General features: G+C 69.7%; 35 protein-coding genes. 23 read left to right on the top strand and 12 right to left on the bottom strand.

Annotated elements, in window-relative coordinates:
- Positions 1 to 46: 46 nt before the first annotated feature.
- Positions 47 to 340, bottom strand: a complete 294-nt coding sequence (locus MQP27_RS49540; RefSeq protein ID WP_242778800.1) for a hypothetical protein — start codon at positions 338 to 340, stop codon at positions 47 to 49.
- Positions 341 to 711: 371 nt separating this feature from the next.
- On the opposite strand from MQP27_RS49540, the gene MQP27_RS49535 reads away from it, so the two are divergent.
- On the top strand, positions 712 to 942 hold the full coding sequence (locus tag MQP27_RS49535; protein ID WP_242778797.1) for a hypothetical protein: 231 nt from the start codon (positions 712 to 714) through the stop codon (positions 940 to 942).
- Between the two features lie 146 nt (positions 943 to 1088).
- Here the strand turns inward: MQP27_RS49535 and MQP27_RS49530 are convergent, their stop codons facing one another.
- From MQP27_RS49530 to MQP27_RS49520, 3 genes are all read right to left on the bottom strand, one after another.
- Complete coding sequence (locus tag MQP27_RS49530) at positions 1089 to 1325, bottom strand: hypothetical protein (protein WP_242778794.1); 237 nt, start codon at positions 1323 to 1325, stop codon at positions 1089 to 1091.
- A 91-nt stretch (positions 1326 to 1416) separates the two neighbouring features.
- Positions 1417 to 1755 (bottom strand): hypothetical protein, encoded by a 339-nt coding sequence (locus MQP27_RS49525; RefSeq protein WP_242778791.1) that lies wholly within the window; start codon positions 1753 to 1755, stop codon positions 1417 to 1419.
- 88 nt (positions 1756 to 1843) lie between these two features.
- Positions 1844 to 2038: a hypothetical protein gene (locus MQP27_RS49520; RefSeq protein ID WP_242778787.1), complete on the bottom strand. Its 195-nt coding sequence runs from the start codon at positions 2036 to 2038 to the stop codon at positions 1844 to 1846.
- A gap of 133 nt (positions 2039 to 2171) precedes the next feature.
- On the opposite strand from MQP27_RS49520, the gene MQP27_RS49515 reads away from it, so the two are divergent.
- Positions 2172 to 2480: a sigma-70 family RNA polymerase sigma factor gene (locus MQP27_RS49515; protein ID WP_242778784.1), complete on the top strand. Its 309-nt coding sequence runs from the start codon at positions 2172 to 2174 to the stop codon at positions 2478 to 2480.
- Between the two features lie 26 nt (positions 2481 to 2506).
- Here MQP27_RS49515 and MQP27_RS49510 read toward each other — a convergent pair whose 3' ends face one another.
- The 8 genes from MQP27_RS49510 to MQP27_RS49475 form a co-directional block, all read right to left on the bottom strand.
- Positions 2507 to 2935 (bottom strand): hypothetical protein, encoded by a 429-nt coding sequence (locus MQP27_RS49510; RefSeq protein WP_242778781.1) that lies wholly within the window; start codon positions 2933 to 2935, stop codon positions 2507 to 2509.
- A gap of 103 nt (positions 2936 to 3038) precedes the next feature.
- Complete coding sequence (locus MQP27_RS49505; RefSeq protein ID WP_242778778.1) at positions 3039 to 3281, bottom strand: hypothetical protein; 243 nt, start codon at positions 3279 to 3281, stop codon at positions 3039 to 3041.
- Between the two features lie 131 nt (positions 3282 to 3412).
- On the bottom strand, positions 3413 to 3580 hold the full coding sequence (locus MQP27_RS49500; RefSeq protein ID WP_242778775.1) for a hypothetical protein: 168 nt from the start codon (positions 3578 to 3580) through the stop codon (positions 3413 to 3415).
- 224 nt (positions 3581 to 3804) lie between these two features.
- The gene (locus tag MQP27_RS49495) at positions 3805 to 4446 is read right to left on the bottom strand and encodes a GIY-YIG nuclease family protein (protein WP_242778772.1); all 642 of its coding nucleotides are present in this window, start codon (positions 4444 to 4446) and stop codon (positions 3805 to 3807) included.
- Positions 4446 to 4835 carry a hypothetical protein gene (locus tag MQP27_RS49490; RefSeq protein ID WP_242778769.1) on the bottom strand — a complete coding sequence of 130 codons (390 nt, stop codon included), beginning with the start codon at positions 4833 to 4835 and terminating at the stop codon, positions 4446 to 4448. Before MQP27_RS49490 ends, MQP27_RS49495 begins: the two co-directional genes overlap by 1 nt.
- 109 nt (positions 4836 to 4944) lie before the next feature.
- A complete protein-coding gene (locus tag MQP27_RS49485) occupies positions 4945 to 5484 on the bottom strand; it encodes a helix-turn-helix domain-containing protein (RefSeq protein ID WP_242778766.1) in 540 nt (179 codons plus the stop codon).
- Positions 5485 to 6175: 691 nt separating this feature from the next.
- The gene (locus MQP27_RS49480; protein WP_242778763.1) at positions 6176 to 6904 is read right to left on the bottom strand and encodes a GntR family transcriptional regulator; all 729 of its coding nucleotides are present in this window, start codon (positions 6902 to 6904) and stop codon (positions 6176 to 6178) included.
- A 120-nt stretch (positions 6905 to 7024) separates the two neighbouring features.
- A complete protein-coding gene (locus tag MQP27_RS49475) occupies positions 7025 to 7315 on the bottom strand; it encodes a hypothetical protein (protein WP_242778760.1) in 291 nt (96 codons plus the stop codon).
- 163 nt (positions 7316 to 7478) lie between these two features.
- On the opposite strand from MQP27_RS49475, the gene MQP27_RS49470 reads away from it, so the two are divergent.
- From MQP27_RS49470 to MQP27_RS49370, 21 genes are all read left to right on the top strand, one after another.
- Positions 7479 to 7853 (top strand): hypothetical protein, encoded by a 375-nt coding sequence (locus MQP27_RS49470; RefSeq protein ID WP_242778757.1) that lies wholly within the window; start codon positions 7479 to 7481, stop codon positions 7851 to 7853.
- The gene (locus MQP27_RS49465; RefSeq protein WP_242778754.1) at positions 7853 to 8032 is read left to right on the top strand and encodes a DUF8839 family protein; all 180 of its coding nucleotides are present in this window, start codon (positions 7853 to 7855) and stop codon (positions 8030 to 8032) included. The genes MQP27_RS49470 and MQP27_RS49465 overlap by 1 nt, the downstream gene beginning before the upstream one ends.
- Positions 8032 to 8418, top strand: coding sequence for an HNH endonuclease (locus MQP27_RS49460; protein ID WP_242778752.1), 387 nt, complete (start codon positions 8032 to 8034; stop codon positions 8416 to 8418). The genes MQP27_RS49465 and MQP27_RS49460 overlap by 1 nt, the downstream gene beginning before the upstream one ends.
- Positions 8418 to 8765 (top strand): hypothetical protein, encoded by a 348-nt coding sequence (locus MQP27_RS49455; RefSeq protein ID WP_242778749.1) that lies wholly within the window; start codon positions 8418 to 8420, stop codon positions 8763 to 8765. Before MQP27_RS49460 ends, MQP27_RS49455 begins: the two co-directional genes overlap by 1 nt.
- A complete protein-coding gene (locus MQP27_RS49450) occupies positions 8762 to 9160 on the top strand; it encodes a hypothetical protein (RefSeq protein ID WP_242778746.1) in 399 nt (132 codons plus the stop codon). Before MQP27_RS49455 ends, MQP27_RS49450 begins: the two co-directional genes overlap by 4 nt.
- A 23-nt stretch (positions 9161 to 9183) precedes the next feature.
- A complete protein-coding gene (locus tag MQP27_RS49445) occupies positions 9184 to 9366 on the top strand; it encodes a hypothetical protein (protein ID WP_242778743.1) in 183 nt (60 codons plus the stop codon).
- A gap of 141 nt (positions 9367 to 9507) precedes the next feature.
- Positions 9508 to 9960 carry a hypothetical protein gene (locus MQP27_RS49440; RefSeq protein ID WP_242778740.1) on the top strand — a complete coding sequence of 151 codons (453 nt, stop codon included), beginning with the start codon at positions 9508 to 9510 and terminating at the stop codon, positions 9958 to 9960.
- Positions 9957 to 10133 carry a hypothetical protein gene (locus MQP27_RS49435; RefSeq protein WP_242778737.1) on the top strand — a complete coding sequence of 59 codons (177 nt, stop codon included), beginning with the start codon at positions 9957 to 9959 and terminating at the stop codon, positions 10131 to 10133. Before MQP27_RS49440 ends, MQP27_RS49435 begins: the two co-directional genes overlap by 4 nt.
- Positions 10134 to 10161: 28 nt before the next feature.
- Complete coding sequence (locus MQP27_RS49430) at positions 10162 to 10332, top strand: hypothetical protein (protein ID WP_242778734.1); 171 nt, start codon at positions 10162 to 10164, stop codon at positions 10330 to 10332.
- Positions 10333 to 10404: 72 nt separating this feature from the next.
- Positions 10405 to 11583, top strand: a complete 1179-nt coding sequence (locus tag MQP27_RS49425) for a hypothetical protein (protein ID WP_242778731.1) — start codon at positions 10405 to 10407, stop codon at positions 11581 to 11583.
- A gap of 22 nt (positions 11584 to 11605) precedes the next feature.
- A complete protein-coding gene (locus MQP27_RS49420) occupies positions 11606 to 12157 on the top strand; it encodes a TraA-like protein (RefSeq protein WP_242778728.1) in 552 nt (183 codons plus the stop codon).
- Positions 12154 to 12378: a hypothetical protein gene (locus MQP27_RS49415; protein ID WP_242778725.1), complete on the top strand. Its 225-nt coding sequence runs from the start codon at positions 12154 to 12156 to the stop codon at positions 12376 to 12378. Before MQP27_RS49420 ends, MQP27_RS49415 begins: the two co-directional genes overlap by 4 nt.
- 121 nt (positions 12379 to 12499) lie before the next feature.
- Complete coding sequence (locus MQP27_RS49410) at positions 12500 to 14788, top strand: hypothetical protein (RefSeq protein ID WP_242778722.1); 2289 nt, start codon at positions 12500 to 12502, stop codon at positions 14786 to 14788.
- Positions 14789 to 14799: 11 nt separating this feature from the next.
- Positions 14800 to 15291 (top strand): conjugal transfer protein TraB, encoded by a 492-nt coding sequence (locus MQP27_RS49405; RefSeq protein WP_242778718.1) that lies wholly within the window; start codon positions 14800 to 14802, stop codon positions 15289 to 15291.
- A 28-nt stretch (positions 15292 to 15319) separates the two neighbouring features.
- Complete coding sequence (locus MQP27_RS49400) at positions 15320 to 17587, top strand: hypothetical protein (RefSeq protein ID WP_242778715.1); 2268 nt, start codon at positions 15320 to 15322, stop codon at positions 17585 to 17587.
- Positions 17588 to 17616: 29 nt separating this feature from the next.
- On the top strand, positions 17617 to 18210 hold the full coding sequence (locus MQP27_RS49395; RefSeq protein ID WP_242779038.1) for a hypothetical protein: 594 nt from the start codon (positions 17617 to 17619) through the stop codon (positions 18208 to 18210).
- Positions 18211 to 18226: 16 nt separating this feature from the next.
- Positions 18227 to 18892, top strand: coding sequence for a restriction endonuclease (locus MQP27_RS51295; protein WP_278197444.1), 666 nt, complete (start codon positions 18227 to 18229; stop codon positions 18890 to 18892).
- Positions 18893 to 19233: 341 nt separating this feature from the next.
- A complete protein-coding gene (locus MQP27_RS49385; protein ID WP_242778712.1) occupies positions 19234 to 19788 on the top strand; it encodes a hypothetical protein in 555 nt (184 codons plus the stop codon).
- Complete coding sequence (locus tag MQP27_RS49380) at positions 19785 to 21317, top strand: terminase large subunit domain-containing protein (RefSeq protein WP_242778709.1); 1533 nt, start codon at positions 19785 to 19787, stop codon at positions 21315 to 21317. Before MQP27_RS49385 ends, MQP27_RS49380 begins: the two co-directional genes overlap by 4 nt.
- Before the next feature lie 10 nt (positions 21318 to 21327).
- Complete coding sequence (locus MQP27_RS49375; protein ID WP_242778706.1) at positions 21328 to 21705, top strand: thermonuclease family protein; 378 nt, start codon at positions 21328 to 21330, stop codon at positions 21703 to 21705.
- 39 nt (positions 21706 to 21744) lie between these two features.
- Positions 21745 to 23667 carry a hypothetical protein gene (locus tag MQP27_RS49370; RefSeq protein WP_242778703.1) on the top strand — a complete coding sequence of 641 codons (1923 nt, stop codon included), beginning with the start codon at positions 21745 to 21747 and terminating at the stop codon, positions 23665 to 23667.
- The last annotated feature ends 39 nt before the right edge of the window (positions 23668 to 23706 follow it).

Here is a 23706-nt window from a genome sequence, read left to right as displayed (position 1 = left end):
GGCGCGGGCAGCGCGTTGCCCCCGCACAACGGCGGGGGCACGGGGGTCAGGCGCCCAGGGACCGCTTGGTGCGGACGGTGTGCGGTTCGAGGGCGAGCCACTCGGACATGCCGGACAGGTGCAGGGCCCCGTCGTCGCTCGCGCGCGGGTTATAGATCTTCCCGTTGCCCTGTGCGATCTGTGCCGCGTGGGTGAGGAAGTCGCCGAGGGCCAGTTCGCGGTCCAGGTAGACGTCGATGATGTCGCCGCCTTCCTGGAGGATTCCCTTCGAGAGGATCCAGACGACCGGGCTAGCCTGCTGCGTGGACGTGGTGTCGGCGGCGAGCTGAATGTCCGTCATGGGGTTCCCCTCGGTGGCTGGTCGATACTGCCAGTCTAACCCATATCCCATTGCTTAGCCATAGGTTCGACGTGATGGATCCCCGCCCCACCGCAACCCGGACGCCGCCCGCTCGTTAGCCCCGTACGTGACGGCGGGCCCGTCCCGGGGGGAGTTCCTCGGGCCGGGCCCGCAGCTACACCCCCGCGCCTCTACCGCCCGGCTCGCGGGCGCGTCACCCTGGACGGTGCCCACCAACCCCTGGGGAGGCCGACCGTGAACTGCCCCAACTGCGGAGCGCAGGCCCAGCAGGGCCCGAACGGCTCCTGGCTGTGCCCGAACTGCGGCCCCATCTCGGGTTCGGCGGCGGCCCCGCGGGTAGGGTCGCCGTCGTGACCCGGTCGAAGAACGCTCCGCGCCGCAGGGCGGCCGCCCCGCCGCCGGAGACGGCTGCTGCCGCGGCCGCGTTCCTGGACTCGCAGGAGATCACCACGACGGACTGCCGCCAGTGCGGTACGCAGATCTCGGGAGTGAACGGCCGGTATGCGTGTGCCTGTGGGTGGATGAACCACTGGTCGGAGGGGCATACGGAGTTGCCGACTGCGGGGCAGGATCGGGCGTAGGCGCGAAGTAGCCCCGGATTGCGTCGGTCCGGGGCTCCCCAGCTCTTCCGCTCGCCGCTCGGGGCGGGTCGTGGCGGCGCTTACAGGGTCGTCCCATGCAGGGACACGCCCAGCATGCCGCGGCACGGCTGCCCGCGTTCCCCCGCTCAGTCGTCCGGGGCGGGCGGGCGCAGCGTGTAGTTGGGGCAGCGCACCGTCAGCCCCCACGTGGTGTGTGCCCGGGTGGCGCCACACCACGGGCACGGCAGTACCGGCCGGGCCTGGGCGCCTTCCTGCCCGCAGTGCCCGATGTCACCGTAGTCGTGGGTGGGGTACACGACGGTGGCCTGCCGGCCGCACGTGCACAGCTCACCAGGCTCGGCGGGACGGGACTCGCTGCTCATGACCGCCAGTCTTCCAGGCGCGAGCACGCGAAAGGCCCCGGTCGCCGAGAGGGGGACGGCGGCCGGGGCCCGGCGGGGGAGGGGCGTCGGGTCAGGACACCTCGGTGATCCACAGCCAGGCCGGTTCCTGCAAGCCGTCCAGGTCGCCGAAGCCCAGCGCGGACACGGCACGCGCCAGCTGCGCATCCCACACGGCGCGGTGCTCCGGGGTGGCGTCGGCACGGACGTGCGTGCCGGGCGGGACGTACTCGCGGTAGGTGACCAGGAACAGCTGCTCCTGCGTGTCGTCGCCGCCGGCCATGTAGCTGACGTCGGGGCAGTCGGGGAGCTGGGCGAGCTGCTCGTCGAGGCCTTCGGTGGCCTGCCAGGCGGAGGCCTTGACGGGGATGTGGATGCCGTAGGCGGCGAAGGCGCTGTTGGTGTCCATCATGAGCTGGCCTTTCGTCGCGGGGCCGGACTGACTCGGCTGCCAAGGACGGTGCGTAGGGGCCCGGGTTTCCCCAGGCCCCTCGGTTGATCTACTGGTTCCACTCGCCGACGCCGCTCTCCCGGTGGACGATGGTGCCTCCGTCGACCAGCTCGATCTTGTGGGAGCTGTCGTGGCAGCCGCCGGCGAGCTCGACGCTGTCGAGTGCCGCCACCTGGTCGTCGGAGACGGGGTACGAGGTGACGATGTTGCCGTTGCCGTCCTTGATCTGGATCTTGTGGCCCATTTCCGGGTTCCCTCTCTGTTGAGTTCTGAAGGTGTCGTGCTGCTTGCGATACCTCCAAGTTAGTGGGTACCCATCAATCGCGTCAAGTGGGTACCCACTAGATTTTTTAGCGGGTACCCACTAGAGTTGCCGCATGAACGAACCACCCGAGCTCCCCGAGGTCTTCAAACCGCTGGCCAGCCTGTTCGAGGGACCCGAGACCATCGAGCAGGCCGCCCTGCTCAGCGTCGCCCTCCGGGCGATCCCCGACCTGCAGAAGGCCCTGCGCAAGCGCCGGGAACACGTCGTCGTGACCCTGAACGAACGCGACGGCATCAGTTACACCGACATGGCCCCGCACCTCAAGGTCAAGCCCGAACGGGTCTCCGGCATCGCGCGCGGGCACAGCCGGACACCGCGACCCAGGAAGCGCGCGACGGCGGAGGGCGAACAGAATGACTGACCGAAGCCGTCTGACCTTCTGCCAGGTCAGTACGCGCCGGTCTCCCGGAGCTCGGCGGTGACCGCGTCCATGTACTTCGGGCAGTACGCCTTCACACCGGCGATGAGGAGCCGGTCGGCGTTCGCCTCCTTGGTGCCCCAGTCGAGGCCGATCGGGTACAGGTCGCCGCCTCCGCCGGAGAACATCCACTCCACGGAGTGCCCGTCGTCCAGGGCCGCGCACCACTTGGGTGGGTAGGCGAGCAGCTCGTCGTTAGAGGGGCGTCGGCTGGTGAAGGGGATGTCCTGGGAGGCGAGGATGTACTGGCCTTCCCGCTCGGCTCTGGTGGTCGGGGATGGGGTGCCGGTGGTGGCGGGCTTGCTGCCGCCCGTACCGCTGTTGCTGCTGCCGCAGGCTGTGGCGGTGAGCGTGGACAGCAGGACGGCGACGGCGGCTCTGGTGACGGTGTGACGCATGAATCCCCCGGAGGTTGCTTGGGCGGGATCGTACCGGGCCCACGACACGGCAAGGCCCCGGTCGCCAGGAGCACGGCGGCCAGGGCCAGGAAGTGAAAGGCCTTCAGCGCTTCATGAGGATGTCGGCCAGCTCGAGGTAGTCGGCGCGGCGCCGCTCGGGGATCGGGCCGGCGGCCGCGTCCCACAGGGACACGTTTTCGACGAGCTGGTCGAAGGAGTCGAGGTTGGCGCCGCCGTGGGTGATGGCGAGTCCGGCGGCTTCGAGGTAGTGGTGGTCGGTTCGGGTGGGGGTGGTGGTGTCGTCCCACCGGTAGAGGGCGTATCCGAGGGTTTCCCGCTGGTCCATGTCGGGTCTCCTTTCGCGGGGAGGGTCTCAGGTCAGTGTCGCGGTTATGTCGCGGGCCCGGCTGCCAGAGGGGAGGACAGCCGGGCCGTGGGGTGCCGGCCGTCATGGGGGCACGGCCGGGCGGTACACGTTCACCTCCTTCCCGGAAGCAGGGCGAGAGCGATACCGAGGAGACCGGTGAACGACTGCACCCGGTCGGTGGGCAGGAGCAGGGAGAGCGCCGCGCATGTCGTGATGACGAACATCAGGGTGCGCGGGTCGGTCGGGAATCGGTCGTTGTGCAGGTGGTTCTCGGTCACGGTGTCCCCCGTTGGGAAGGCTGGTGCGGCTGGACGGTCCAGACTGCGCACGCGGGCCTTCCCTTCGGGGAGGTTCGTGTAGGGCCCGCACCCGGGGGGAATGTCCTTCGAGGGGTTGAACCCCCGGGGCGGTACGACCACCGTAACCCCTATCTCATTGCTAAGCAATAGGTCCCGCGTGATGGGCGCCCCAGACCCGAAGACCCGAGACGCCGCGCGGTCGGTCAGGCTGCGTCAGGCTCATCGCCCTCGAACTGGCGAAGGAAGGCCCTCGCAGCAGCGTCGATCTCTTTCACGGGGTCTGCGACATCGCGGAAGTCGAACCACTCGCCACTGATCCTCCGATCCGCGAACGTATTGTGCAGATGCCGCTCCAGCGGGTACCCGCCGCGTTCACTCCAGCGCAGCAAGATCGGGGACGGGCATCCCACTTGTAGCGACCTCAGCCGCCTCGGAATGTCCGTGGCGACGCCGATCTTTATGGCTCTTGGATCAGTCTCGGACGACACGGCGTACACCCAGCGTTCGTCCAGCGTGGGAGCTGGCGCGGGCTGCTTCGGCTGCTGGGGAGCGTCTTCCGTCTGGTCGTCGAGTTCGTCGAACGACAAGTACTTGGAGTACCCGTCGCGCATCTTCTCGTTGATCGTTGTGGCGATGTGGTTGAGGACGTTGCGAGCCTCCTCAGCCGATACGGCGCCTGCGACAACCAGGTCCAGCAGCTCGATGACGGCGGGAACTTCAACCTCTGTGCCGTAGCTGGGGGATTCGCTGCGTTCCCCTCCCTGGGTGGCTCCGCCCCATGCCCACCACGTGCCGGGGATGCGGTGGCCGGCCACGTCGATGTGCACGCTGAAGGTCTGGCCCATCAGGCAGTCACGTCCTCTCGGCAACCGGGACACAAGCCCGGCTGAGGTGACCGGAAGGCGTGGTCGCAGCGATCACAGTTCTGCAAGGGGATGACGGTCTGACGGGGGAGCGTAGCGACGCCCACTGACATCGCCGACATGTACGTGCCGGCCCCCACGGTCTCGGGGACCGGACCAGACAACGCCTGCCGAATCCGGCCCGAGATGATCGCCCCGACGGTCGTCGTGATCTCGTCCGGCAACGGCCGTCCGGCAATCACCTGGCGCAGCTGCTCCGGCGTCCAACCCGACGCCAGCATGCCGGCCACGGCCATCCCCTGATCCCGCAGCGTTTGTCCGGTCAGAAGGAACTCTGGTTTCTCGGCGCCGATCGCCACCAACAGATCCACGCCCGGATTCCTGACGATTCGACGGGGGACTGATGCGCCGTCCGTCCTTCCATCCGCTCCCGCAGCATCGTCGGCCGGGACGGAAGGACGGGGAGGTTGCAGGGGTGGGTTAGTAGGGGAGGTTTGGGGGACTTGTAGTCCCCCCCTCCTGTCCGGTTTGACCGGGGGACTCAGAGTCCTCCCCCCGGGGACTTGTAGTCCCCCCGTCGGCTGCAGCCTTCTTCCGGCGCCTCCCCTTGTCGGCCCGTGCCTTCCGCGGCGGAGCCTCTGCCAGATCGGGCCGGTCCTGCGGGGTGAGAGGGCGAAGGCCTCGCCCGACCCGCTCGGAGTTCACCCGCTCCATGTCCGCCGGGGACCACCAGGAGTACGGGATCAGCAGGTCGTACACCGTCGGCCGGAAGTGCTCCGGGATCCGGCGGGCGGCATCCTGGTTCCCCTCCGCGATCAGACCGCGCTCCATCAGGGTGCGCAGCCGGCGCTGCACCGTCTTCGCGTCGATCAGCGCCACCTGGGCGATCGACTTCTTCGACGGATACGCATCAGTCCCGTCGCTGGACGCCCGGTCGGCCAGCGCCACCAGGATCAGACGCTCCTCGGCGTCGGCCACAGGCGCACTGTTGATGGCCCACAGGATCGGCCACAGGCTCATGCGGACACCCCCGCCGTGCGGATGATCACGCAGGTGCCACTTGCCGTGAGGCTCACTAGTACGGGTACCCTCACTTCGGGGACCCCTTTCGCTTGGTGGGACTCGATGAACCCAGCGGCTTGCACCCCGCTGGTCTTGCTTGACGGCCGGTGGAGGAGCTGCGAACTCCACGCCGGCCGTTCTGCGTGTCCGGGGCAGGTCTGCGAAACCCAGGCCCGGGCGCCGTTCATGACTTCCTCGTGCGGCCTCTGCCGCCTCGAGGTGGGCCGTCCTGGAAGTACGACAGGAAGGTCCCGGTCTCCATGGTTCTGGTGTTGCCGACTCTCCCGTACGGCAGCTTCCCCGGCGTGTCGCCGAATGGCCACGACTTCACCTCACGGGCGATGTAGCGGAGGCCGTCGGGCGTGATGCTGTCGACCAGGCCGCGTTCCACAAGTAGGGCAGCACCGGTCTTAAAGGTGACGAACAGGGGCGTTCCATCCGGTGATGCGGGGTCGCCATGACTGGGAATCTTCGATGGCTCCGAAGATTTAGATACGCTCGACACGTACAGATCCTTCTTCCTCAAGGGGTTCTCTGTGCAGCCGGGACGCATTCGCAGTGCGCCGGCGTGGAGACGGTCGGCCGAGGCAACTCGGTTCGGCCGTCTCTGCTGTTCAGGGCTGGTCAGCCATCTGCTCCCACTCCTCAGTCACTCGTCGTCTGATTGCCATAGCGATGGCCCATAGACGTCCTCCCAGTACTCCAACGGCCCATCCTCGTCGTGGAACACGTTCACCAAGATGAGAACAGGCACGGGAACGCTCTCGGGCACTCGCACTTCCAGCAGGTCCAGCTCGTTCTGGGAGGCCAGGCGAGCGGTCCGCCTCTCCGGCGACTTGGTGACCGTCCGACCAGTCCTCTCCGTGTAGATCTCCTGCCAGAACCGACCCATCGGCTCGGTACTGAGCAACTCCGGGACCGCTTCAAGAGCCCGCACATGGATGCAGGACAAGGCCGCGATTGTCGGAGTGGTGTCTCGCACGAATACGCGGGTACGCAGCACGATCTCGTCGTGCAGATCGATGTGGAGAGCCTCCGCCACCGCCGCGTCAGCTGACCGCAGAGCCGCAGTGTGTTTGATGGACTTCTCCTTGTAGCCGTACGGGTCGCCCGTGCGGCCGATCCTCTTCAGGCGCGCCGCGGCCGTCGTGGCGACGCGGGGCCGTTCAGCCACCACGGTGCCTACGCCTGGCTTCCCCACGGTGAGGCGTTCCGCCTTGAGGATCTGGAACGCCCTATTGGCCGTGGCGATCGCGACGCCGAACTGCTTACAGACGTCCTTCATCGTCGGCATCGGCTCGCCAGGGACGAGCGTGCCGTCCGAAATCAGCCGCCGGTAGTGGGTGGCGATCTCGGCATATCCGGCCTTACCGCTCATGTGCACGCCCCTTTCTCGCTCGAGGTATTGGTGTGAGCACTATAGTAGTGCTCTACTGACCCGAGCAGGGCAAGCCGGTGCGGCAGGTAGGGGAGGCGGCGACGTGCCTGTTGGGGCGCTTTACTCATCCGAGTCACCCGCCTGTCGGCGCGGCACCTTGTTGGGGCCTCGCCCGCGCGAAGTGCGCTGCCTGAAGAACTCCTCAATGGGGTCCCAGGGCATCGCCCAGGCGTTACCGACCTTCATCCACTGCTCTTGCGGTACCGGCCATGCCGGGTCCGTTTCTGCGATGTGGCGGACGCCTTGCCGTGTGATCGGTCTTGAGACCAGGTTCCGCTCGGTCACACGCTTGGCGATCTCCGTGAACGTCACCATCTCGGGGATTTCCCTCCTCTCTGCGGCTGAAGACATGAACTCACTCCTACCTAGTACTTGTCAATGCGCCAGTACTCACGTACTGTCGGTACAGCAAGAAACCCCGGTCGGTCTCAGGCCGACCGGGGCTCCCGGTCCCGCCCGGTGTCTCACCACCGGAACGGACAGCCGAACCCCTGCATCACCAGGAGGTCGACCCATGCGTGATGGTACTTGCGCATCGACAACCAGTTCCAGCGTCCTCGTCGACAACGTCCACCAGGTTCCCGCCCGTACCGCGAACTTCCACTACGCCCGGATGCGCTGCGCTGAGGCCACGGCGGCCCGGCTGTCCGTCTCGCGGGGCGAGCTCGCCGATGCGGCGGCCGTCCGGGATTCGTACTACCTGCTGGCGGCCGCGCACCGCAGCGCCGCCCGGCGTTGCGAGAAGCGCGCCCAGCGGCAGCTGGCCTGGTCGGATTTCAAGGCTCGCCCGTTCGTTCAGATCGGCATCATGGCCGGCGACCGGGCGCGGAGCGCGCGCCGTAAGGCCAGCCGTCTGGTCCGTACGATCCGCCGGGCGGTGAGCCTGTGATGGCCGCCGACACGCCCACCCAGACCACCACCGTCCTCGAACGCTTCCCGGCGGGTGGCCCGCGTGGCAGCTGGACGGCGGAGGAGTTCGCCGACGCTCGCCGCGCCGAGGGCCTGACCGTCACCGTCGTCATGAACCTCGCCACCGACACGTTCGACGTGAAGGCGGTGACGGTCTGATGCCCGCCACCACCGCTATCGCCATGCGCTGCGTGCCCGCGCCGGACGCCTGGTACCAGGCCGCCGGAAGGTCCAGGAAGAGGATCTGCAACCGGGCCGACAAGCGCAGCGCTCTGGCCAGGCGCCACGGCAAGAAGTGCACCTACTGCGGTGCCAAGTTCCGCAACTTCCACCAGGACGCGACGCTGGACCACGTCATCCCGAACCGGCTGGTGAAGAACATCGGCCTGAGGAACCTGGTGCTGGCCTGCGAGCCGTGCAACCAGGCGAAGGGCGACCAGATCCCCGCCGCGTTCATGCCGCTCCTGGCCGTCCTGGTGTACCGCCTCACCAAGCTGAACGCGGCGCCGGTAGAGCGCTCCGTGGTCCCGGTGGGGGGTGCGTGATGGCCGATCAGACGCCGGAGAGGCCGCACATCCCGAATCCGCGGGAACTCGCCGAACTCCTCCTCCACCAGCTCCAGCACCTCGACCCGGACGGCATCCCCGCCCTCATGGTCACCCTCCGCCTCGCGGACGGCACGTACATCGGTGACGCGAACCTGTCCCTGCCCGCCGAGGACGGCCTCGTCGACGCGGTCATCTCCTTCTCCAACTACATGGACTGCACCGGGGGCGCCGAACCGGCCGCGGCCCCGCTGCCGCTCGCCGAGGACGACCTCACCGACGCGGACGTCGACGACGTCCTGACCGGCTTTGCGACGCTCCTCGGCTCCGAGGATGGTGAGCTGTGAACGGCCCGCACGGTGTCCACGCCGCCGGCAACGCCGTCCCTCCGCTCGACGGGGAGCTCGCCGGGATCCTCGACGACCTGGACGGCATCCACCCCGGCATCGATTTGATCCGCGACGGCATCCGCCACCTCGCCCTGGACCGGCACACGCTGGACGCCACGCAGACCTTGATCGCCGCGGTCGCGGGCGGCTCGGACGGCACCAACGTGGTCAACGCCCTCGGACAGCTCATCGCCCGCCTCGCCACCGCCGACTCGAACCCGGCCCTGCGCACGCTCCCGCTCGACCAGCAGAAGGTCGCCCAACTCAACGGGGAGACCACCGCGTTCGTCCTCGCCCACCCCGACCTCGCCCAGTTCGCATCCGACACATCCGCCGCCATCGACGGCATCTGACCCCGCCCCGAAAGGACCGCCCCATGTTCCGTCGCGACACCGACACCGGAGAAGAGATCGCGTTCCGCGTGACGACGCCGCAGGGCAACACCGTCATCAGCGGCTACAGCGAGGACTTCTGGCGGCAGACGCCCGGTGCCGAAGTCGAGGAAGTCCGCGGCCACTCGCAGCCGGATGGCTTCGTCGTCGAGCGGACCGTCGCCTGACCACCCCGCCCCCGGGGTCCGGACCTGCCGGGCCCCGCTGGACTCGCCGGAGTCCGATCAGCCGCCACCCGCCCCGGCTGATCGGGCCCCCGCAAGCCCAGAAACCACCCGCCGCACCGCACCGCACCAGAAAGGACCACCGTGAACAAGCCACTCCTCAAGCCCCGAGCCCAACTCGCCTTCGAAACCCTCCACGCCAGCACCTACCTCACCGCCGCCGCCCTCGGCACCACCACCGGCTACACCCTCTACAACCTCCCCGGCCCGAAAACCCTCACCACCCTCCTCGCCGCCATGACCGCCGGATACGGCATCGCCCACACCACCCGCCGCCTCCTCAACCGCCTCCTCACCCCGAGCCTGGACCGACTGTGGAACGCCGCCCGCCCCACCCCCCTGCACGGCCAGCGCATCCAACTCACCACCCCCATCGAAGCCGCCAGCACCCGCCACCCCGCCGGAGCCACCGGAACCGTCCACAGCAGCAACCTCACCAACGGCCGCCTCACCGTCCACATGGACGACGGCCGCACCGCCTTCCCCCACACCAGCGAAACCCAGCCCGTGCCCACCACCCCGGAGCAGGCGCGATGACCGGCCTGGAGTTCCGCGAGAGCCACGGCAACCCCGCCGTCTGGACCGACGACGCCTACGAGCTGTACGCGCTGGTCGCCACCCCCGGCGCCCCAGCGCCTGCGCATGTCCTCGACTTCATCAAGCAGCCTCCGCCCACCAAGACCAGCCCCGACTACCAGCCCGCCGCCTGACCCCCAGACCCGAAAGGACCCCATCCTCATGGCCCGCAACCTCGACGAGTTCGCCTCCGACCTCAACCAGGTCACCACCCAGGTCATCGCCGCCGCCACCGAGGGCGCCAAGGCCCGCGACCTCAACACCGCCATCCACAACGGCGACGAAGCCGCCGCCCGCCGCATCGCCTCCACTATGTCCACCACCCAGCTCTAGCGCATCCAGCGCAAGAACAGCTGACCCCACCGGCCCCGACCGCGCCCACGATCCGAAAGGACACCGATCCCCATGAACACCACCCCGGCCGGCAACGAGCCGCACCGCCCCGGCGGACCCCTCGCGCCCACCGCGCCGGGGAACACCCCCCACACCGACCAGACCACCCCCCGCAAGCTGTCCCGCGGACAGATCGCGGTCCTCGCCGCCGCCACCGTCATCATGGCCGCCGTCGGCGCAGCCGGAGCCGTCGGCACCTACGCCAACGCCAACGCCATCCTCCACCGCTCGGAGACCGCCCTCGGTGTCGTCGCCGCCGGCGAAGGCGCCACCCTCGTCGCCGCCCTCGTCATGATCGGCGTCACCATGCTCGGCCAGGCCGCCCCCCGCGTCGCCCGAGCCGCCCTCTGGCTGCTGCCCATGGCCGCCTCCCTCATGGGCCTTGCGATCGCCCCCACGATCCGCGAAGCCGTCATCTACGCCCTCACCCCCCTCGCCATGACCGCCGCAGCCGAAGGCATCAGCTTCCTCGCCCGCCGCATCGTCGTACACCGCACCGGCACCGACACCGAAGCCCAGCGCCGCAACGCCGAGACCATGCGGCAGATCGCCTTCCACGCCGCCCAGGCCGAACGCCACCCCACCAAGGAGATCCGGGAAGCCTCCGCGCTCAAGGCGTGGAAGCTGATGAAGGAGATCGGCGAAGGCGACGCACAGCTCGGCTCAGGGCTCATCACCGTTCAGCGCGACCGGCTCACCGAAGGCGCCGACATCGCCCTCATGGCCATGCTCACCGGCACCAGTGAGCCGACCCGGGCTCAAACCGTGAGCCGAGCCCTTGAGCCCGCCGAGCCCCAGGCTGAGCCGACCGACCACACCCTGATCCTCACCCCCCAGCACACGGCGGCTCACCAGCCCGCCATGAGCCCGGCCCTGCCCACCACCCGACCGATCATCCAGGCCGGTGACCAGGACATTCGCCGTGATCCCGTCTTGAGCCCGTCCGAGCCCACCTTCGCCAAGGCTGCTGAGACCGCCCCTGAGACGGACTCCGGCGAGACGACTGAGCCCGAGCCGGGAGCCGACGAGAAGGACCAGCAGATCGCGGAACTGGCTCACCGGCTCAGGACCGGCGAGCGGCTCACCAAGACGACCGCGGCTCAGATCCTCGGCGTGAGCCAGGCGACCGCGGGCCGTCGGCTCAAGGACGCCCGCACTCTGATCGGCGACGGCACCGGCCAGTACCTGTAACCCCCACGAGGAGAGATCACCGATGGACATGGACGCCCTGATGACCCGCGAGGGCATGCGGACCACCACCAGCGAACAGCGCGACACCTGGGTCAACGACGCCGTCCAGATCCGGCAGATGGCCCAGATCATCCAGGCCCGCATCGCGAACACCCACGTCGACGGCGACAACGGGCAGGGCCCGGCCCGCCGCCGTGCCGCGAAGGTATCCCGACGGTGGCGCCGTGCCGCCCGCCTGGTGGAGAAGGCCGCCGCCGAGATCGAAGCCGCCGACGCCGTCTACCTGCGGGAAGTCCTCGAACTCCCCGACCGGCGCGCCAAGGACCTCGAGCGGAAAGCCGACCGCAAGAACCGCCTCGGCCTCGCCACCGGGGCCGTCCACGAGCAGGTCACGAACTCCCTCACCACCTCCGCAGCCACCCTGGCCGGACCCCCGCCGGTCGGGAACCCGCAGGTCACACCCGCCCAGCAGCCCATCCAGTACACCAACCCGCACGCCTTCCCGCTCGGACCCACCGGCCACACGGTGCCGGTCCCGAACATCGGCGACCTCTTCAACCAGGAGGCCATGTGACCACCCCCCAGCAGGCCGCGGCGGCCCGGCTGCAGAACCAGGCCGACCACTACAACGCCGCCCAGGCGAAGGCCGCCCAGGGCGGGCCGATGGCGCTCATCACGTTCTGGACGAACGTGAACCGCAAGCTCGTCAAGGACGCCCTCGCATCCGGTGACCGAAGCCTCGCGGACCGGCTCGCCAAGCACCTCAACGACTTCTACCAGGCTCACGCACGGTGACCATCTTCATCATCATCACCCGGCCTGAACCCGGTGGTGAGGGCCCCTACGCGCATGCGCAACGCGCACGCGCGAGGATCACCGATCCGACTACCCACTGTCAACCCCGGAAGGAGGGGCGATGAGCGACACCACCAGCAGCGGCGACGGCACGAACGTCATCAACTTCCCCCGCCTCGGGTTCACCCTGACACCCACCGCCGTTCCCCAGCCCTCCGCCACACCCGTGGTGCCGTCGGTACCGAACACGCCGCCGTACGCCCCCAGCGTCGGCCGGCGCAGCCCCCTCGACCTCCTCGCCGCCCTCCCCGACCCGTCCGTCCTCACCCCCGCCCTCCCGCCCACCGCCCCGGCCGTGCCCGGGACGGTGCCGGACACCTTCCGCTCCGAACCCGCCTCGGATTTGGTCGGCCCCCGCCTCGGCGCCCTGTCCCTGGCGGCGATCCTCGCCGTCGCCGTCGCCGCCGTCCGCGGCACCCACACCTACCTCACCGACCGGCGCACCCGCCGCCTCGCCGACCAGACCGAAACCGACGCCCTCCGCCAGGCCCGCGCCAAGCAGCAACTCGCCGAGCTCGAGGCCCACGGCAAGCACCAGCAGGCCATGCAGGGCATCGCCGACAAGGCCGCCCAGCAGCGGGCGAAGAACAAGGTGCCCTCCAGCCAGGAGTTCGGCCGCAAGTCCCTGGCCGGCCGCTCCGGCGCGGCCGGTGGCGGTTCCGGGTCGGGTGGCCGCGGCAGTGGTGGGGGAGCGGGCCGTAGTGCGGGGGGCGGGAAGAAGCCCGGCAGCGGTTCCGGATCATCGTCGTCTCGTACGAACGGGCCCGGCGCCAAGGGCCGCGGCAACGGCGCCGGTGCGGGTGCTGGGGGGAAGAAGTCCCCGCTCGGCGGCGGCCGGAAGGACGGCGGGAAGAACACCGGCCTCAAGCAGCCGGGCGCCGGCGATGGCCGTAAGGGGAAGAAGGGCCCGTCCCCGACCGGCGGGAAGTCGCCCAGCACGTCCGCGAGCAGTCCGGCCATGGAGCGTGCCCGGCGCCGTCAGGACCGCGCCGACAAACGCCAAGCCGCCCGCCTTGAGCGGCGCGCCAAGGACCAAGATGCCGCCCGCGACCGCAAGAACACGGCCAAGCAGGCCCGCCAGGCCGTACGGGACAAGGTCCGCGACGACCGTATCCAGGCCAAGGAGGCGTGCCGGGAGAAGGCCCGGGACGCGAAGTTCGAGGCCAAGCAGAAGCAGCGGGAGGCCGCCGCCGACGCCCAGCAGCAGAAGAAGGCTGACGCCGCGCAGGAGAAGGCCGACCGCACCGGCCTGCCCGACGCGGTGGCCAAGGAGGCACGCCGCCGCCTGAAGAAGCGCCGCAAGAACCTCGACCCGCCCGTCCTGTCCAAGCAGCAGAAGAAGGGTGGCGCTGCTGGTCCTGCCGCGGCGGGGGCGAGCACGCCCAAGGTGAGCCTGAAGAAGAAGCGCAAGGTCAATCTGAGGAAGCCGAAGGGCGCGGGTGCCACGCCGGGCGCCGGCGCCGCCAACCAGAAGCAGAAGAGCCAGAGCCGGTGGGCTCGGGCCCGCGCGTACGCCCGGAAGAAGACCACCCGCAGCACCGGACCGACTGCCGGGCCGGCCGGGAACGACCCGCACACCGGACAGCCCGGCCCGCAGGCGGGCCAGAACGGCGGAACCCGGCAGCGCCGCACACCCTTCCAGAACGCCGCCCAGGCAGCCGGGAACGCCGCCGGGTCCACGCACACCGTCACCAGCGACCACGTGCCCGGCAGCCGCGCCAAACGGTGGGAACCGGACGCGATCGGCCGCCCCGCCCCCGCCCTCCCCGCCACCGGCCCGAGCGCCCTCGATGCGGCGCCCACCATCAACCCGCCCCGCCCCGGCACCACCCGCCCCAAGGAGCCGATCCCCATGCCGCCAGCCTCCGCACCCGTTCCCGCCGGCAAGCCGGACCCGCGCATCACCAAGGCCAAGAAGCAGGCCGCCCGCGCCGCGACGCGCACCGTCGGACGGCGCATGGACGCCCAGCACGCCACCGAGATCACCCTCGACGACGCCTGCGACGGCGCCGACAAGCTCATGGGCGACGGATTCAAGACCCACGACCAGGCCGCCAAACTCGCAGGCCACGCACGCAGCCTCCGCGACGCCTGGATCGTTCTCGCCGAAGACTGCGCCACCAACAGCAACCTGACCGGCGCCCTCTACACCACCGCCTCCATCAAGTTCGCCGAGTCTATGGAGCTCGTCGCCCGCATGGCCGACGAGATGCGCGCCTCAAGTCTCGAAGCAGCCGAGCAGTCCGAGACTGCCGGCAACGAACTCAACGACGCCTACCGACCCATCACCCAGGCCACCGCCGACGCAGGCCTCACCACCCCGTCCGCACCCGTCCACAACGAGGTCTGAGGAAGACGACCATGAGCGACGCCATCGAACCCACCAACGTCCAGTCCGGATCAGAAGTCGCCGCGAACTCGGGCAGCAACCTTCCAGCGACCACCGACAACGCCCCCAAGCCGACCTTCGGCGGACTCATCAACGGCATCATCAACTTCCTCACCCTCACCGCCCGATTCGTCGCCCTCGCCGCGGCCGCCCTTCTGCTCAAGGAGCAACTGCACCTGCTGAAGGCGCGCATGCGCAGCGACGCCGCCTTCGCCCGCAAGGTCGCCGAACTGTGCGGGCAGGCAGGCGTAGACGCCTACTTCCTCGGCCTGTTCTTCGAGACCGCCAACGCCTTTGACCGGGTTGCTGAAGCCTCCGGCGAACTCGCGAACGCAGCCGACCAGATGGAAGCCGACGCCCGCGGCGTCCACGCCGCCCACGAAGCCGAATACCGCGGCATCTACGAAGCCGTTCAGGCCTCCCCGTACCGGCAGCCCAAGCCCGGCTTCAACAAGGTCCGCTAACCCGCCTACCGGCAGAAGGGAGGCCCGCATGGCCGCCACCGAAAACACCCCCACCCCCCAGCCCGTTGAGGCACGGCTTGTGCCCGCGGCCAGCGTGCGCCGCCGAGCCCGCCTCGAACAGACCATCTACGGCACCGCCACCCTGGGCATCACCATCGCCTCCCAGCAGCCCACCTGGTGGCCCGCCCACCTCACCGCCCTCGCCGTCGGGGGCGCCTCTGCGTGGCGCCTGTTGGACCGCCTCGACGACGCCACCGGGTGGGGTCTGCTGCGCGCCTGCCAGAAGGCCGTCCCCGCCCTGTCCGCTACAGCCGTCTACCTCACCAACCTCCTGGCGCCAGGCGCCCCCTGGTGGGAATGGGCGCTGCCCTCCGCATGGGGCACCGTCATGGCTCTGACGACGCCGGTCACCCACGCCGCGAACCTCATCCCCGCCGCCCTCCCCACCCGTCCCGAACCGGCCGCCCTCGACTCTTCCCCGGCCGCCACCACCGTCCCCGCACAGGGGACCGGGGCGCCGACGACGTACGGCGAATACCGGGCCTGGGAATGGGCCAACGCCAAAGCCACCGGCGACACCCTCCTCACCAGCGTCACCCTCTACCAGGAGGGCGTCCGTGACTTCTGGGGCATCGTCATCGCCCCCCAAGGCCAGGCCGTCCCCGACCTCAACGACACCACCCTCGCCGGCGTCTTCGACCTCCCCCCCGGCACCGTCAAACTCCAGCTCATCGACGGCTCCGGCCCCGGCCGCAAGCTCCTGGCCGCCCGCCCCACCCTCGACCAGCTCGAGCAGCACACCGCCGACCCCGTGCAGCGCCTGTTCACCGAGAAACTCGCCTGCCCCGGCGGCGGCGCCACCGGCATGCACTTCGTGGGCGCCAAGACCGAGCCCAACCGTGTCGCGATCCGCGTCACCGCCCCCGACAACGAACTCATCCAGCTCAACCAGAAGCAGATCACCCGCGCCATCGGCTACAAGGACCCCGCCCTCGTCATGGTCGAAACCGACGGCCTCGGCGACGGACTCATCTCCATCTACCAAAGGCACCCGCTCATGGACGTACGCGAAGCCACCGCCGACGACCTGCGCATGCGCGAGGACGGCAGCATCCAGATCGGCATCCGCCCCGACGGCCGCGCCGCCCGCATGCAGCTCTACGACCCCCAGCTCGGCGCCCTCACCGACCTGTTCGTCGGCGCCATGGGCGCCGGCAAATCCGTCACCCTCAACACGATCCTGGCCGCCGAGCGGATCTCCGGCGTCGTCTCCATCGTCGCCGACGCCCAAAACGGCATGAGCCTCCCGGAGGCCGACGGCCGCACCTACCACTTCGGGAAGGGGGAAGCCGCCGTCGCCGCCACGCTCGCCGCCGCCTACGAGGTGGCCCAGTATCGGGAGAAGGTCTCCGCCGCCAACGGCTGGGCCGGCTTCGAACTGGGCGACCCTTGGCCGCTCGCGAACCTGACCCTCGACGAGCTCAACCGGATCCTGTCCGCGGACGCCGTCGTGCCCCGGCCGTTCAAGCAGTGGGTCGTCGGCCTCGTCGCGAACTTCCAGTCCACCGGCCGCAAGTTCGGCATGGGGATCAGGTTCGCCGCCCAGGCCATCCACCTCGCCGACCTCGGCGACAAGGACAAGATCCGCGCCAACGCGAAGAACGGCACCGTCTGGCTGGGCCGCACCAACTCCTCCACCACCCAGCACATGGCCACCGACGGCGTCATCCCGCTCGGCGTCACCCTCGAGCCCATCGCCCCCAACTTCCAGCTCTCCAGCGACATCGACGCCGCCTTCACCGGCACAGAAGCCGCCAAAGGGCCGCGCACCGCCGGCATGGCCAACATGATCCAGGGCGGGTCGGTGTTCCTCTCCCGCACCTTCAACGCCCGCAAAGAGAACAAGACCTACCCCGGCCTCATCGGCCTGTACGAGTCCGCCCCCATCCCCACTCTCACCCCGGCCGAGCACGACATCTTCACCCGCGCCTACGCCAAGTGGCTCCCGCACGCCGAGCAACTCCTCGCCGGCGACGACCCGCAGGACACCACCACAGGCACCGAGTACGCCCCGGGCGCCCCCGTCGGCGACGAGGACGACCAGCCGTCCGTCGGCTCCATCAAGGACCGCATCCTCGACCTCCTCGCCGACGGCCAGCCCTGGGCATTGAAGGACGTCCGCGGCCGCCTCTCCGACGTCACCCCCGGCAGCGTCAACAACGCCATGAGCGAACTCCGCGAAGCCGGCCACGTCCAGCCCGCCGGAAACCGCGGCACCTACCAGATCACCCGCTAACCCACCGCCCCGACAGGAGACCCCACACCGTGAACCAGCCCGGCCACCACCCGCAGCCCACCGCCACCCCGGCCGGGCAGCCCCACCCCACCGACCGCACCGAGCTCCTCAAGCTCGCCGGGGAAGTCGACGACGCCCTCGCCGAGGCCATCGCAGAGCAAAAGCAGTGCACCGCCATCCGCATCGAGGACCCGACCATCCCCTCCTGGAAGGACGGAGCCCGCATCGGCACCACCCCGCCCATCACCGACCAGCCCGGCACCCGGCGGCCCGCCATGAGCCAGAGAGCGGTCGACGCCAGCACCCTCATGCTCTCCGGCAGCGTCGCCTACGCCGTCGTCGCCGGCTCAACCAGTGTCGTCCTGTGGGCCACCAACTTCGCCGACCCCAAGGTCATCGCGATGCTGTGCGCCGTACCACCGGCCATCGCCGTGCCGATCCTCGCCACCTGCGCCGTCCTGAAGAAGGCCAAGGACGTCGTGGCCGCCGCACCGGCCGACATCAACCAGCACTACCACGGCCACGTCGATCAGCGCTCCGTCCACGTCCACACCCGGACCCGCGGCGGCATCGTCGCCGTCACCCGCAACCAGACACCCGAACTCCCGCCCGCCAACCACTAACCCACGGGGGAACCCCATGACCGCACCCACCACCACCCGCCGCACCAGCCGGACCGTACGACGGCGCGTCTTACCCCGCCTCGGCTGGCGCTGGCTCATCATCGCCCTCGCCCTCTACCTCACCGCCAAGACCTGGCCCCTCTACACCGCACTCGCCGTCGGACTGATAGCCACCACCGCCGTGCTCGCCGTCGTACGGCCCCGACGCCTCGCCCCCGCCATCGACCGGGCCACCGCAGCCGCCGCAGCCCTCAACAACCGGCGCACCCACCTCCCCGCACCCGGACAGCGCACCCTCGCCGCGTTCCAACGCCTCAACCCCACCCAGTTCGAGAAAGCCATCGCCGCCCTCGCCCGGGAAGACACCCGCGTCGCCCACGCCGAGCACGTCGGGCAGGCCAACGACCGCGGCGCCGACGTCATCGTCACCCTCAACACCGGCCACCGCGTACTGGTCCAGTGCAAGAAGTACCGGCCCGGCAACAACGTCGGCAGCGAGACCGTGCAGACCATCAACGGCGTCTACCGGGACATCCACCACTGCCACGCCGCGGTCATCGTCACCACCGCCACCTTCACCGCCTCCGCCTGCCACACCAACGCCCTTCTCCCCGCCCCCATCCGCCTCATCGACGGCCACGCCCTCGAACACTGGGCCAGCGGCGGACACACACCCTGGTAACCCCAGCGCCGGGCAGGGGGGAAGGCGGCTCAGACAAACCTCCGGATGTACGGCAGCATCAGATGGTGTCGGCCCAGACGGTCACTCGTGCTCCGGTGTCCCCGCGCCCAGCACAAGCCCAACTGGGCCGACACACCCCACCCTTCCAGGGCGTCAACCACCCCCGGTAGCCCCTGGAAGCCACGGCCCCAAAGCGACCGCCCCACCCCATCCCCCCGGGAGCGGCCCGCCGCGGGGCCGTCGGCATCCCCCGGCAAAGGGGGAACACCCGCCCCGAAATCAGCGATCATCCAAAGCAAGGCGCGGGGCCCTGACAACCACACAGCGGGAGCCCCACCGCCATGGCCTGGTCCAAACTCAAACTCGACGAAGTCCGCGTACGCCGTACCGAACTCCTCAAGCTACGCCGCGAAGGCGTCCGCTACGACGACGACCGCATCATGCAGCTTGGCTACGCCAGCACCGAAGCCGCCCGACGCGACCTCAACCGCGCCCTCGAACAGCACCGCGACGAGGAACGCGCCGAAGTCTCCATCTACCGGCAGATGGAGAACGAGCGCCTGGACGCGCTCCTCGAGGCCTGCTGGCCGCAGGCCACCAAGCCGCAGCCCGTCCTGGACAAGGAGGGCGAGATCGTCGGCACCACCCTCGACATGCGGGCCGTCGACACCGTGCTGCGCCTCATGGACCGGCGGGCCAAGCTCAACGGGCTCGACATGCCCGCCAAGACCGAGGTCACCGGCGCCGACGGCGGGCCGCTGGCCGTGTCCACCGCGGACCCCGACAAGCTGGCCGCGCTCATCGCCTCCACCAGCCGCCTGGACAGCCCCGCCCCGGTCAACACCGCCACCTCCACCCCGGACGAGGACGACGAAGACGAGGACCCGGCGGGGTGACAGCCCGGCTTGAGTCCCAGGTCGCCGCCTACCGGACCCTGCCCGCCGAGCAGCGCCAGGAGATCGTCCGCCTGGCCGGCCCCGAGGAACGCGCCCTGCTGGAGTGGGCGGAACGGCAGATGGCCATCGAACGCTCACCCGGTTCGATGGCCGCCGCCCTCACCGGCGGCCGGGAGTGGCAGGCCCGTCACCTGGACCTCATCGACAGGGCGTTCGTGCGCATCGCCAACGGCGAGCGGATGCGCGTCCTGCTCAACATGCCTCCACGGCACGGGAAATCGGCGAGGGCGGCCCGGTGGGCGCCGCTGTGGTACCTGGCCCGGCATCCCGACCACCGCGTCATGATCGCCTCCTATGCGGCCAAGCTCGCCGAGGGGCACGGCCGGTGGATCCGCGACAGCATCAAGGAGTTCGGCGACCAGATCGGCATCCAGCTGCGCTACGGGTCCATGGCCGCCAACCGGTTCGACCTGGAGGGCACGCCCGGCGGCCTGGTCACCGCGGGCGTCGGAGGATCTTTGACCGGCATGGGCGCAAATGTCGCAATTGTCGACGACCCCCTGAAGGACGCGAAGGAAGCCGACAGCCCCGTCAAACTCGCCAACCTGTGGGACTGGTGGCAGCAAGTCATCAACACCCGCATGGAACCCAACGGCTCCATCGTGGTCATCCAGACCAGGTGGTCGCAGAACGACCTGGCCGGACGCATCCTCCAGGACGGCGCCGACGGCTGGACCGTCCTCAACCTGCCCGCCATCGCCATGACCGAAGGCGACCCCCTCGGCCGCCAGGTCGGCGAACCCCTCTGGCCCGAACGCTTCCGCCTCAAGCACCTCGAGCGCTTCAAGAAGGACGTCGGCGAACGCGGCTGGTGGGCCCTCTACCAGCAAGAACCACGCCCCCTTGAGGGCGGCGTGTGGAAATGGCCGTGGATCACCACCAACCGCATCACCCCCGAGGCCTACCGCGCCGTCACCCTCACCCGCAGCCTCGTCGCCATCGACACCGCCGGCGGCCGCGAGGACAGCGACGAAGTCGGCCTCATCGGCGGCGGCCGCGACGCCGCCGGCGAGATGTACCTCCTCGCCGACCGCTCCGCCAAGATGGGCGCCGCGGAATGGGGTCGCGCAGCCTGCCTGCTGGCCATCGAACTCCAGGCCGACGCCTTCGTCGTCGAATCCAACTTCGGCGGCGACATGGCCGCCCAGATCCTCCGCCAGGCCTGGGCCGAGCTCCAGCGCGAAGGCCTGACCGAGGGCATGCTGATGCCCCGCATCATCGAGGTCACCGCCAAGGTCGGCAAACGCCTGCGCGCCGAACCCGTCGCCCAGCTCTACGAGAACGGCCACGTCCACCACGTCGGCGAGTTCCCCGGCCTCGAGGTCCAGTACGTGTCCTGGATCCCCGGCATGGACTCCCCGGACCGCCTCGATGCCGCCGTGCACCTCCTGACCGAACTCGCCGACCCCTCCCACGAGGGACTCGGCACCCAGCACTACACCGACCAGCGCCTCCGCGGCCGCCGATAGGAGCCACCTGATGTATGAGTACGCCGCCCGCTGCGACAAAGTGATCGACGGGGACACACTTGACGTTCTTGCAGACGTCGGTTTCGGTATCCACGTCCAGCAGCGCATCCGGCTCCTGGGTATCAACTGCCCCGAGCACGGGACCGTCGGCGGAGACGACGCGACCGCCTACACCAAGGCGTGGCTTGAGCAACACGGGCCCGATCTGGTCCTCCGAACGGTCAAGGACCGCCGTGAGAAATTCGGACGGTACCTTGGCCAGATCATCGCGGGCGGGCGCATGCTCAACAACGACCTCGTCACGTCCGGGCACGCGGTCGACTACGACGGCGGCCGCCGTACCCTCCCGTGGAAGGGGGAAGCAGATCCCGCACACCCCGTACCCTGATCGATAGGCGCGGGGCCTGGATCAGCGGGAAGGACTGCTGTGGGCCTCTTCTCCGGCGTTAAGAAGGTCGTCGTCGACCGCTGGTCGTGGCTCAACTACAAGACCATCTACAGCGACAGCCTGGGCATGCCCAACCGCCGGGCGTTCCCCGAGGCGCACGCCACCTGGGTACCGGCGCAGGATGAACGCCGCCTGGCCGCCTACACGATGCTCACCGCCTACGACAACAACCAGGTCGGTGAACTGTCCGCGATCCGCGACGGCGACGAGGCCCGCGAGCGCCGCGAGTTCGGCGACCCGTCCATGTTCGTCGACACCCTCACCTCCCACGTCCTGGGTGACGAGCAGACACTGACCGTGCCCGGCGCCGAGCAGGCATCCGAGGACAACCCCACCCCCGACGCGGTCACCGCCGAACGCGTGCAGACCCTGCTGCGCGAGTGGGCGGACGAAGAACTCCTGCCGATGCGGCTGCTGCAGACCGAACGCAAGGCCGTCGGGTTGGGTGACGGCGTCTACCTGTTGTACTGGGACGCCGACAAGCAGCGCGTCCGCATCAAGGCCTACGACCCCGGCTTCTACTTCCCCGTCATCGACGAGGACTCCGACGGCTCCGACTTCCCCGACCGCATCCACTTCGCATGGGAGTTGCCGGAGGACAAGAAGCGCCACCTGCCCGCACGGCTCCGCAGGATCACCTACCACCTGGACTTCATCCGCCCGCAGACCTCCAGCGCCGTCGAACCGTCCGGACGCCCGGTGCGCGCCACGGTCATGTCGCAGGCCACCGACACCGAGCCCGCCCAGCCGGTCCTCGCCCCCGGCGACAGCCTGGACGCCACCGGCTCCATCACCCGCATGTACCCGTGGAGCGACAAGCCCTCCTACAAGACCGTCTACCTCACCGACGCCACCTGGGAACTCGGCGACCTCAAGGGACCCGACGACATCGACTCCCTGCCCCTGGACAAGGCCCAGTTCGCGACCAACGCCCAGGGCGAGGTCCTCGACCGCCTCGACCTGTACCAGGACTTCGTCCCGGTCATCCACGTCCCCAACACTGTGCCCCCGGCCGGCGAGCACTGGGGAGCCAGCAGCCTCGCCAAGGTGTTGCAGGTCTTCGACGAGCTGTCCGGGTCCGACACCGACTCCTCCAAGGCCTCCGCGACCACCGGCGCCCCGATCCTCGCGATCTCCGGGAAGGCCGTGACCGCGCAGCAGCACTATCAGGTCGCCCCCGGCATGGTGTTCACGCTTGGTGAGGGCGGCTCCATGACATCGGTGGAGACCGCCGGGAACCTGGCCGAGTTGCGCTCCCGCGTCCACGACCTCCAGGACCGGGCCTCCGCCGTCGCCCGCATCCCCGCCGTCTCGTTGGGCACCGCGGACGCCGCCCAATTCCCGAGCGGGTACGCCCTCGAACTCGCCCTGGGCCCGCTCGACTCCCTCATCTCCGCCATGCGCCTGGCCCGCGACCACGCCGACCGGCTCCTGCCCAAGTTCGTGCAGAGGTTGTTCCAGGCCGGCCAGCACCCCGACTGGGTCGGCCTCCCGGTCCTTCCCGCGAAGTTGATGCGGGGCGCCTACACCCCGACCGACAAGGCTGCCGTCCTCGAGGAAGTCGCCACTGCCCGCAAGGCCGGCCTGATCTCCCTGGAGACCGCCATCCGCCGCTTGCAGGACATCGGGTGGCCCATCGAGGACGCCCAGGAGGAGATCAAGCGGATCGACGCCCGCTCCTTTGCCGACGCCCGTGATCTCGCCGACGCCCTCGGCAACCCCGACGAAGTCGCCTCCTTCCTCGGCCGTGAAGCCCCCGACGTGCCGGAGGCGCCGGCCGTGCAGCTGCCCGGCCTGCCGTCCGACACGGCCGCCGGAAACGGCGACACCGCGCTCGGCGACACCGCCAGCGCGGCCGCCGTCCCATCGGCCGCACAGGGAAGCGGGGGCAACACGTCATGAGAAATGTGCTCAACTTGGATCTAGGCGCGGGGCCTGACA

The organism is Streptomyces cylindrosporus, from assembly GCF_022698165.1.
GTDB classification, from domain to species: domain Bacteria; phylum Actinomycetota; class Actinomycetes; order Streptomycetales; family Streptomycetaceae; genus Streptomyces; species Streptomyces cylindrosporus.
This window is presented reverse-complemented; position numbering and strand designations above follow the sequence as displayed.